Raw genomic sequence first — 10,403 nt, 5'->3', positions numbered from 1 at the left:
CCCGGCAGTCGTAGGACACCTGCGGGCACCTCTGGTCGCGGCCCGCAGGTGCGGCGGCCGTCCCCTACGGCCGCAACCCGTCCGTCAGCAACGACAGATAGCGGCGGATGTCTCTTCCCTGCCCGTTGGCCAGTTCGGACGCCGTCGCCACCCCGTGCGCCAGCCGCAGGATCTCGATCGGCTCCACGTCCCCCCGCAGGGTTCCCTCCTTCTGCGCCGCCTCCACAAGCCGTGCCGCCGCCTCCTTCATCGCGGTGCCGCAGGCGGTGACCGCGGCGGAGCTGCCGTCCGTGACGGCCGAGCCCAGCAGGGCCTTCATCCCGCGCACCTGGATCGTCCCCACGCACAGCTCGTGCAGCCACTCCACCAGCGCCTCGCCCGGCGGAAGTTCTCGCGCGATCTCGTCGGCCCGCGCGGCCATCGCCTCGATGCGGTCGACGTACGCCGCCTCCAACAGGGCCTGACGGTTCGGGAAGTGCCGGTACAGCGTGCCCGACCCGACGCCGGCGCGCTTGGCGATGTCGTCGAGCGACGCATTCTCCCCGTGCTCTGCGAAGGCTTCCGCCGCGGCCTTCAGCAACCGTTCGTAGTTGCGCCTGGCGTCCGCGCGCATGGGCCTGACCTGCGTCATCCAGATACTCCTTGCAAACCGGGGACCCTCTCCGTATCTTAGCGAGCATTAACCGGAGACAGTCCCCGCTTATCGCCGCGGGCGGTCCGCGCTGCCCGTGCGCCGCACCTTCTCACCCGGGGACGCCACAACGGGAGAACTCCATGTCCACCCCGTCCGCACCGTCCACCACCGCCACCGCAGAAGCACTCTCCGCACCACAGCATCCCGCCAGGCTCGGCGCCGTCCTCCTCGTCATCGTCACCGCCTACCTGATGGTCGGCGTCGACTCCACCGTCGTCAATGTCGCGCTGCCCGACATCCAGAATGACCTGGACTTCTCCCCCACCGGCCTGTCCTGGGTCCTCAACGCCTACACCCTCGCTTTCGGCGGCCTGTTGCTGCTCGGCGGTCGCGTCGGCGACATCGCCGGCCGCCGCCGCACCCTCACCGCCGGTGTCCTGGTCTTCGCACTCTCCTCCCTGCTCGGCGGACTCGCCACCGACAACGCCTGGCTGCTGGCGGCCCGCGCACTCCAAGGTGCCGGCGCCGCGCTCACCGCGCCCAGCACCCTCGCGCTGATCACCACCAACTTCCCGGAAGGGCCGCGCCGCCACCACGCCCTGAGCGTCTACTCCTCGATGGCCGGCATCGGCGCCTCCGTCGGCCTGGTCCTCGGCGGCATGCTCACCTCCTGGGCGACCTGGCGCTGGGCCCTGCTCATCAACGTGCCGATCGGTGTCGCCGTGGCCCTGGCCCTCCCCCGTTTCGTCACCGAGACCCCGCGTCACGCGGGCCGTTTCGACGCGGCGGGCGCGCTCATCGGCACGGCCGGGACGACCTCGCTGGTGTACGCGTTCATCCGCGTCTCCGAGCACGGCTGGAGCGACACCCAGGCACTGCTCGGCTTCACAGCGACGGTGGCCCTGCTGACCGGTCTCGTCCTCGTCGAGTCCCGGGCCGAGCAGCCGATCCTGCCACTCGGCCTGTTCGCGAGCCGCAACCGCGCGGGCGGCTACGCGGGCGTCCTGCTGCTGCCCGCGGGCATGTTCGGAGCGTTCTACTTCCTCACCCTGATCAGCCAGCAGGTGCTGGACTACAGCCCGTTGCGCGCCGGACTCGCCTTCCTGCCGATGACCCTGGTGATGTTCACGACCGTGCGCCTCGTACCGCGGCTGCTCGCCCGTCTCGGCGCCAAGCCGGTCCTGCTCACCGGCATGGCCCTGCTCGTCGTCGCGGCCGGTTGGCTCTGGCGGCTGCGGCCCGGTGACGGCTACGCCACCGGGTTGCTGGGCCCCCTGCTGCTGATGGGCCTCGGCGTCGGCCTGAGCTTCATGCCGCTGAACGTGACGATCCTCGCGGGCGTAGAACCGCACGAGGCGGGCGCCGCCTCCGGTCTCCTGCAGACCCTGCAGTGGCTCGGTGGCACCCTCGGTCTGTCGGTCCTGGTCACCGTCTTCGGTACGGCGACCCGACACGCGACCGGCTCCCCGGCCGACATCCTCACCGAGGGTTCGGCCCGCGCGTTCGGCGCCGGCTCTCTGATCGCGCTGACCGCCCTGCTGGTGTCGGCGTTCGTGATCAGCGGCAGAGACCCGGCCGTTGCCCAGGACTGAACGGTCTCGGGTCCCCCTCACGGGAGCCCGAGACCGCGCTGGTCAGTTGCTCGTTCCCGAGCTCTCGCTCGTGGTCTCCTTGCTGTCGAGTCATGGTGTTCATGCGGACGGATGTGTACTTCGTCCTGCAGGACCTGACCGGGTGCCGCGATCTGTACGGGGACGGCCGCGCCCATGCCCGTCATCTGGCAGGCCGCCTGCTGTGCCGGCGGGCACCGGCCGCCGAATCCCAGCCGGGCGCTGCCGCCGGTGGAGCGGCGCGCCGTGCGGATCTACGGCGTGGTCCTGGTGGTCGGAACCACGCTCTGCCTCGCCGGACTGGCGGCCGACACCATCCCGGCGGACCTCCGGCTGGCCGTCACCGCCGTGGCCCGTCTACGCGACGCGCACACCGGCCTCGACCTCGCCGACGCCCTCTTGACCCTGGAATCCCTGGCCACTATCCACGTGCTGTGGCTCACCACGCGCGGGCGCAACCGCCGGTCCCGTCGCCGAAGCTGACCGAAAGGCGTCTCCCCATGTCAGATCCGCTTCCCGCTGCCGGAGGCACGTATCTCGACCAGGAGGCGTACATCGCGGATTTCGAGCGCCGGTTCTGGAACCTCGGCAGTGAGGGCTTCTGGAAGCTGGAGCGGATGCAGAGCTACGACGAGGGGGACTTTCCCAGCTGGCAGGCGCTTCGTCGGGGCGACTGGGAGGAATCCCTACGGCTGATCGAGGAGTTGCGCACCGAGTACGAGGAGTACTACGGCAAGATCAGCGCCGCGGGGTTCGCGCTGCATCGCGTCCGTGTCGTCGAAAGGCCCATCGCGCCCTACATCCAGTGGGAGTTGCACCTCCTGCGGACCAAGTACGAGTACGGAGAGCGCGTCAGTGTGCTGGACGCCACGGAGATCGTGGGGGACGAAACCGGAGGTCCGCTGCCGGAGCTGTGCGTGCTGGGCACCGAGGCGGTGTACGTCCTGGACTACACGCCGGCCGGCGCGCCGAACGGCGCCGTCCGCCACACGGACCCGGCGATGGTGACGCGGGCACGGGCCCTGATCCGCCGGCTGCACTCGGCCGGCGAGCCCTTGGAAAGCTATTTCCGCCGCGAGGTCGCCGAACTGCCCCCTCCCCGCGGCGTGTGACACCCGGTCCGGCGAACCCCGCGACCATGCCAAGCAGGCCCTGCACTGACGAGCTCGCCTGGGCATGAGGTGCCGCTCGTCAGGGTCGCTTCGGAACATCTGCTGCTCCCCGATGACGAGCGGCGACAACGCGGTCGGTTGCGGGTCAGCGCCGCTGCCGCTTCCAGGGCCCCGTGATGGCCAGCATGATGCCGGGCTCCTGGATGTTGGCGTACAGGGTCCTGCCGTCGGGCGAGAAGGTGACGCCGGTGAATTCGCTGTACTCCGGCTTGTCCTCGGTGCCGATGTTCAGTTCGTTGCGGGCGATGGGGTACGTGCGGCCGCTGTCGGTGGCGCCGAAGAGGTGCTGGATGCCGTCGCCGTCCTCGGCGATGACCAGCCCGCCGTGCGGGGAGACGGTGATGTTGTCGGGTCCGTCGAAGTCGCCGTCCTCGGCCGGGGCCGGGTTCACACCGAGCAGGACCTTCAGGGTCAGGGTGCGGCGCTTGGGGTCGTAGAACCAGACCTGGCCGTCGTGCTGGACGGGGCTCTCCTCGCGGGCGTAGGAGGAGACGATATACGCACCGCCGTCACCCCACCACATGCCTTCCAGCTTGCGGGCGCGGGTGATCTCACCGTCGGCGAACTGCTTGCGCACGGGGACCGTCTTCGCGTCGCGGTCCGGGACGTCGATCCAGTCGACGCCGTAGACGGTGCCGATCTTCGTGGCACGGGAGAGGTCGTCGACGAACCTGCCGCCGGAGTCGAAGCACTTGAAGGCCTGCAAGTGGCCTGCGTCGTCCGCGAGGGAGCGCAGCTTGCCGCGGCCGTGCTCGAAGCCCTCCGGCGGGGTCCAGCGGTAGAGCAGGCCGTTCGGGCCGGAGGCGTCCTCGGTCAGGTACAGGTGGCCGCGCTTGGGGTCGACGACGACGGCCTCGTGGGCGTAACGGCCGAGCGCCTTGACGGGCTTGGGGTCGCGGTTGGCGCGCCGGTCGGCGGGGTCCACCTCGAAGACGTAGCCATGGTCCTTGGTCATGCCGTTCTGGCCGGCCTTGTCCTCGGTCTCCTCACAGGTCAGCCAGGTGCCCCAGGGAGTGTCGCCACCGGCGCAGTTGGTGGAGGTGCCGGCGATGCCGACCCACTCGGCGATGTGGTCGTGGCGGACCTCGACGACGGTGCACCCGCCGGACGCGGCCGGGTCGTAGACGAGGCCCTCGGTGAGCGGTACGGGGTACTTCCACTTGGAGCGGGGGCCCTTGAGCTCGTGGTTGTTGACGAGGAGGGTGGCGCCGCGGGGGCCGGGGAAGGTGGAGGTGCCGTCGTGGTTGGACGGGGTGAACTCGCCTGATTCCAGCTTGGTCCTGCCGCTGTAGGTGATGACTCGGTACGAGAACCCGGCGGGCAGGGCGAGGATGCCGTTCGGGTCGGGGACGAGCGGCCCGTAGCCCACGCCGTCGTGCCGCTGCTCCTTGTGGCCGTCCGCGGTCTCGGTGGACGCGAGGGCGTGCGGAGCGGTGGCGAGGGCGCCGACACTGCCGGACAGGGCGATGCCGGCACCGGTGAGCGCGGACCGCCTGGCGAAGTCCCTGCGGGTGAGCGACATGCTGTCTCCTGTGGGAGGGGAGGGAGTCGGTCGGGGGTGGCCAGGGCCTGTTGCGTAAAGTCCCTCCCCCGCTGCCTCAAAGGCTGGGCGGTACCCCCACGGCCCCACACACAGCGTCCGGCACGCGCGCTCGCCGCGTTGTCGGCTCGCCCGCGTACGTCCAGCACGCGGGCGACCCTCGGCGCCTTGCGATCGCAGGCACCGGACGACCGCATCAGCCGCTACCGCGGCGGGCGCGGAGCCGCCGTTCGGGCGGACGACGGGACTTTCGCAACAGGCCCTCGCGGACCTCCGCTGCGCGCACACGCTCGCGCTCGCTCCTGAACTCCCGTTGAACGGCGGCCGACGGCTGGGCACGCATTTCCATGAATCCGCAAAGCACAGCTCTGGCCGGCCGGCGCACACACCAATGCCGGGCAATGCCACGGCAACGTCCTGAGCCGTGACCCACCAGGCAATATCACGACGCCGACGGTCAACTCCCCTGCTGCGACCGTGCCTTGAACGCCGCCTTCCGCGCCTCCTTCGCCACCTTCTTGTCCGGGTGCAGGCGCCCCATCGCCTCCAGGACGTCCGGGGTCGCCGGATGCTCCACCCGCCACGCCGTCGTGAAGAAGCCGCTGTGCTGGGCCGCCAGACCCTCCACCAGGCCCTGGAGTTCCTCCGAGTTGCCCTCGGCCGCCAGTTGCGCGGCCAACGTGTCGATGGTCAGCCAGAACACCATCGACTCCGGCGGTGCCGGCACGTCCGCCGCTCCGTGCTCGGTGAGCCACACCCGTGCCAGGCCGCCCAGTTCCGCGTCGTCCAGCACCTCACGCAGCGCGGGCTCCGCCTGCAGCCCGACGAGGGACAGCGCCTGCTGGCAACGGAGCCGGCGCAGGGGCGCTCCGGCGTCCGACCCCCGTGCTGCGGCCAGCAACTCCCGTGCAGCCGCCAGCGGTTCCCGGCGTGCCAGCCACTGCTCCGTCTCCGCCTGCGCCGCCGCCGGCGGAAACCCCGACGTGCCGTCGAGCAGGGCGTCGGCGCCCTTGTCGGCCAGCTCCCCCACAGCGGGAGCCGTCATCCCGGCCTCCTGCAGCCGGGCCCGCATCCCGTACAGCCCGAGCGGTGTCAGCCGTACCATCCCGTACCGGCTGACGTCCGTCACGTCGACGGCCGCAGTGGACTCGTCCTCGGCGTCGTTCATCAGCGCCTCGTCGACCGGCTGGAAGTCGACGAGTCCGATGGGCTCGAGAATCCGGAACTGGTCGTCCAGCCGCATCATGGCGTCCGAGACCTGCTCCAGGACGTCGTTGGTGGGTTCGCCCATGTCGTCGGGCACGATCATCGACGCGGCGAGTGCGGGCAGCGGCACCGCGCTGTCGCCCGGGCCCTCCTCACTGACCGTCAGCACGTAGAGGTTGCCGAGCACTCCGTCGAGGAACTCGGCCTCCGCCTCCGGGTCCCAGTCGAGGGAGGACAGGTCGATCCCGCCGTCCTCCCCCATGGCGTCGGCGAGCCCGTCCAGCTCGGGCACGCTCGCGTCGGCGAGCACCGCCTCCAGCGCGCCCAGCCACACGCCGAGCACGTCGCTCGGGCTGCCGGAGGTGAGCAGTGCGAGGTCGGCGCCGGTGGCGACCGTCCCCGCCTCCTGGTCGACGACCTGGACGAGGCCGGCGTCGACGGCGACCCGCCATGCCTCGCTCGCGTCGGCGGCGGCGTCCTCACCGGTCAGCCCGAGGGCCTCGGCCGCGGCGGGCAGCTGCTCCTCGACCAGCTCGCCCCCGGGGCCGACGCGCGTGTCGGGTCCGGCCCAGCGGGCGAGCCGGGCGGCGCGGGAGAGCAGGGGTGTGGCGAGCGCGTCCCGTGCGAGCTCCGCCTCGGAACGCAGCCGGACCGGCGGCAGGAGGGAGCTGTGTGACATCGGCTGGGTCTCCTTGGGGACGTACGTGGTGGCCGAGGGGCGCCCCGAAACACACTGCTCAGCCTAGACGGATTTCCACCCATGCCGCCCGGTTCATCTACTCGCCGGTTGCCGTACATGGCCGAAACCTTGACAACTGGCCTGAGGACACAGGAGATTGACGCGCGTAGAAGTCGGGGGACAGCTGTTCACTGAGGTTCGGTGCCGTCCGTCGCCTGCTACGCGCGTCGCCACCGCCCCACCGGTCGCGGCCCCCGGTTCCACGCTCCACTTCGTCCCGGCGCCCACGTATCTCCCCGGAGGGATTCCGTTGCCGAGCAAGTCTTCCTCGCGGCTCGCCGCGCTCACCGTCGCCGCCGTCTGCTCCGCCGTGTCCGGTGTGGTCCTCACCTCTCCCGCGCACGCGGACACCGTGCGCATCCACGACATCCAGGGCACCACCCGGACATCGCCGCTCGCGGGCCAGAAGGTCACGGACGTGGCCGGAATCGTCACGGGCGTGCGGACGTACGGCTCGTCGAGAGGGTTCTGGATGCAGGACCCCACCCCGGACGACGACCCGGCCACCAGTGAGGGCGTCTTCGTCTTCACCAGCTCCGTCCCGAAGGTCGCGGTCGGCGACGCGGTGACGGTGACGGGCACGGTCTCGGAGTACGTCCCGGGCGGCACCTCGTCCGGCAACCAGTCGGTCACCGAGATCACCAAGCCGACGGTGACGGTGCGTTCCAGCGGCAACGCCGTCCCGGCGCCGGTCGTGATCGACGAGGACTCCGTGCCGGACCAGTACACCCCGGCGGGCGACCCGGCCGCGAACGGCTCGATCAACGGCCTGGCGCTTCGGCCGTCGACGTACGCCCTGGACTACTACGAGTCCCTGGAGGGCATGAACGTCCAGGTCGCCGACGCCCGCGTGGTCACCGCCACCGACCCGTACAGCGAGCTGTGGGTCACGGTGAAGCCGCACGAGAACGCCAATCGCCGCGGCGGCACGGTCTACGGCTCCTACGACTCCCAGAACACCGGCCGGCTCCAGATCCAGTCCCTCGGCTCCACCGCCGACTTCCCGCAGGCGAACGTCGGTGACACGCTCGCCGGCACGACGACCGGCCCGCTGGACTACAACCAGTTCGGCGGCTACACCCTGGTCGCCGGCCGGCTCGGCACGCTCGAGAGTGGCGGGCTGCAGCGGGAGACCACCCGCAAGCAGGAGCGCGGCGAGCTCGCCGTGGCGACCTACAACGTGGAGAACCTGGACCCGTCGGACACCACGTTCGCGGCCCACGCCTCCGCCATCGTGAACAACCTGCAGTCGCCCGACATCGTGTCCCTGGAGGAGATCCAGGACGACAACGGCGCCACGGACGACGGCACGGTCGACGCGAGCCAGACGGTGAACAAGCTGATCGACGCGATCGTCGCGGCGGGCGGCCCGAAGTACGACTGGCGCTCGATCGACCCGGTCAACGACCAGGACGGCGGCCAGCCGGGCGGCAACATCCGTCAGGTGTTCCTCTTCAACCCGCAGCGGGTCTCCTTCACCGACCGCCCGGGCGGCGACTCCACGACCGCCGTGGGCGTCACCAAGGTGCACGGCAAGGCGCAGCTGACGGTGTCGCCCGGTCGTATCGACCCGGCCGACGACGCATGGAAGTCCAGCCGCAAGCCGCTGGTCGGCGAGTTCGTCTTCCGCGGCAGGACGGTGTTCGTGATCGCCAACCACCTCACCTCCAAGGGCGGCGACCAGTCGCTGCACGCGCAGTACCAGCCGCCGACCCGCAGTTCGGAGGTTCAGCGCCATCTGCAGGCCACCGAGGTGAACACCTTCGTCAAGGACATCCTCGACACGCAGAAGAACGCCGCCGTCGTCGCGCTCGGCGACATGAACGACTTCGAGTTCTCCGACACCGCCAAGATCCTCGAGGGTGACGGCGAGCTGTGGTCGGCGATCAAGTCGCTGCCGAGGAGCGAGCGGTACACCTACGACTACCAGGGCAACGAGCAGGTCCTGGACCAGATCCTGGTCAGCCCGTCGATCCGCCGCGGCTGCGACCTCGACTACGACAGCGTGCACATCAACTCGGAGTTCCACGACCAGATCAGCGACCACGACCCGCAGGTGCTGCGGTTCCGGCCGTAGTCGTCCCTCGGGCTCAGGGCTGGCTGAACACCCCGTCCAGCCAGCCCTGCCAGGCGGCCTCGTTCGCCTTGGCGTCGGCGTCCGGTGCGAAGTCGTGGACGCTGATGCCGACCGGCGCGCCCCAGTGGTTGCGGCCGAAGAAGCGGATGAGGGCGTCGTCGGTGCGCAGTCCGATGAAGTACGGATTGCGGAAGTCGAGTACGGCGTCGAGGAGTCGGCCCTCGGGGCCGCGGGCCCGGACGCGTGCCCCGTCGGGGGTGTCGCCGGTGATTCCGAGGGCCCGTCCGACGGCGGTGAAGGCGTCGGGCGCGGTGGACGCGACCGGCCCGTTCAGGGTCGCGAAGGCGACCGGGCGGGGCGCGAAGTGGGTCAGGTACTCGCGCAGGGTGTGCAGGTAGAAGTCGGTGTGCTTGCTCGCGCCGTCGTACTGGTTGTCCCAGTCGTCGGTGAAGATGCCGCTGTGCACGTACCGCACCCAGGCACGGCGGCCCTCGTCACGCGGCTCGATGGTGTGGTCGAGCTGGTTGACCGACTGGACGGGGAAGCCGACGTCCTCGCTGCGGTTGGTGTAGCGGTGCGGTGGGTCCCAGGCGGTGACCGTGGATCCGAAGGGCCCGCTGCCTCCCACACGGGGCTCGGGCGGGTCCATCGGCCACAGATAACCGCCTGTGCCGGTGGTGATCGCCTCCCACACCTCCTCGGGCGTGGCGTCGACCTCGAACTCGCGGACGATCTCGAATTCCTTGGACATGACGGGGCTCCTGCTCACTGGGATTCTTGCGGAGAGTCGAGTTCCGGGGCGGTCCCGGTGCGGTCCTTGACCGTGGGGTGGACGGCGACGACGATCCTGTGGTCGCGGCCGCCCTCGGCGCCGGGGGCGTCGTACTTGCGGATCAGGGCGCTGACGCCCGCGGTCAGCTCCTGGACGAACGCGGCGCGGTCGGCGGCCGACGCGAAGCGGACCTCGCCGTCGAGGGCGTACGTCGCGAGCCGTTTGCGGGCCTTGGCCGCGCCGGTGATGAGCGAGCCGACGTCGCGGACCAGCCGGGCGCCGAGGGCGAGCAGCCAGCGCGCCGAGAGCTGGTCACGGAAACGGTCCGGGTCGGGCTGCACGGAGGCGAGCGCCAGCGGACTGATCACATACGACGCCGCGGTGGCCCGCATCAGCCGCTCGGTGACATTGCCCTTGCGGCGCTCGCCGGCCAGCTCGACCAGGCCGTGCCGCTCCAGGGTCTTGAGGTGGTAGTTCACCTTCTGCCGGGGCAGCCCGACCTTTCCGGCCAGCATGGCGGCCGACGCGGGCCCCGCCGCCAGCTCGGCGAGCAGCCGGGCGCGGACGGGGTCCAGCGAGACCGCCGCGGCCTCGGGATCCTCGATCACGGTGACGTCCAACATGGCTCCACCCTTTCACCGAAAAGTTTTTTT

Annotated in this window: 9 protein-coding genes; 4 read left to right on the top strand and 5 right to left on the bottom strand. The window is 70.7% G+C overall.

Annotated features, from left to right (window positions below; translation table 11 throughout):
- Positions 1-64: 64 nt before the first annotated feature.
- Complete coding sequence (locus C3488_RS37895; RefSeq protein ID WP_103845387.1) at positions 65-631, bottom strand: TetR/AcrR family transcriptional regulator; 567 nt, start codon at positions 629-631, stop codon at positions 65-67.
- A 143-nt stretch (positions 632-774) separates the two neighbouring features.
- Between C3488_RS37895 and C3488_RS37890 the strand changes: the two genes are divergently transcribed.
- From C3488_RS37890 to C3488_RS37880, 3 genes are all read left to right on the top strand, one after another.
- Positions 775-2,226 (top strand): MFS transporter, encoded by a 1,452-nt coding sequence (locus tag C3488_RS37890; RefSeq protein WP_103845386.1) that lies wholly within the window; start codon positions 775-777, stop codon positions 2,224-2,226.
- A gap of 174 nt (positions 2,227-2,400) precedes the next feature.
- Positions 2,401-2,727 carry a hypothetical protein gene (locus C3488_RS37885; protein ID WP_103845385.1) on the top strand — a complete coding sequence of 109 codons (327 nt, stop codon included), beginning with the start codon at positions 2,401-2,403 and terminating at the stop codon, positions 2,725-2,727.
- 17 nt (positions 2,728-2,744) lie between these two features.
- Positions 2,745-3,356, top strand: coding sequence for a DUF6879 family protein (locus C3488_RS37880; RefSeq protein WP_103845384.1), 612 nt, complete (start codon positions 2,745-2,747; stop codon positions 3,354-3,356).
- Between the two features lie 145 nt (positions 3,357-3,501).
- Here C3488_RS37880 and C3488_RS37875 read toward each other — a convergent pair whose 3' ends face one another.
- Positions 3,502-4,938: an alkaline phosphatase PhoX gene (locus C3488_RS37875; RefSeq protein ID WP_103845383.1), complete on the bottom strand. Its 1,437-nt coding sequence runs from the start codon at positions 4,936-4,938 to the stop codon at positions 3,502-3,504.
- A gap of 475 nt (positions 4,939-5,413) precedes the next feature.
- Positions 5,414-6,841, bottom strand: a complete 1,428-nt coding sequence (locus C3488_RS37870; protein WP_103845382.1) for a hypothetical protein — start codon at positions 6,839-6,841, stop codon at positions 5,414-5,416.
- A 310-nt stretch (positions 6,842-7,151) separates the two neighbouring features.
- Between C3488_RS37870 and C3488_RS37865 the strand changes: the two genes are divergently transcribed.
- Positions 7,152-8,978, top strand: a complete 1,827-nt coding sequence (locus C3488_RS37865; RefSeq protein ID WP_103845381.1) for an endonuclease/exonuclease/phosphatase family protein — start codon at positions 7,152-7,154, stop codon at positions 8,976-8,978.
- A 13-nt stretch (positions 8,979-8,991) separates the two neighbouring features.
- Here C3488_RS37865 and C3488_RS37860 read toward each other — a convergent pair whose 3' ends face one another.
- Together C3488_RS37860 and C3488_RS37855 are read right to left on the bottom strand one after the other, a co-directional pair.
- Positions 8,992-9,729, bottom strand: a complete 738-nt coding sequence (locus C3488_RS37860; protein ID WP_103845380.1) for an SRPBCC domain-containing protein — start codon at positions 9,727-9,729, stop codon at positions 8,992-8,994.
- A 14-nt stretch (positions 9,730-9,743) separates the two neighbouring features.
- The gene (locus C3488_RS37855; RefSeq protein ID WP_103845379.1) at positions 9,744-10,373 is read right to left on the bottom strand and encodes a helix-turn-helix domain-containing protein; all 630 of its coding nucleotides are present in this window, start codon (positions 10,371-10,373) and stop codon (positions 9,744-9,746) included.
- Positions 10,374-10,403: the final 30 nt, after the last annotated feature.

It is taken from the genome of Streptomyces sp. Ru72 (assembly GCF_002920635.1).
Taxonomy (GTDB): Bacteria; Actinomycetota; Actinomycetes; order Streptomycetales; family Streptomycetaceae; genus Streptomyces.
The sequence above is the reverse complement of the archived record's forward strand: the minus strand, read 5'-3'. Positions and strand labels throughout refer to the sequence as shown.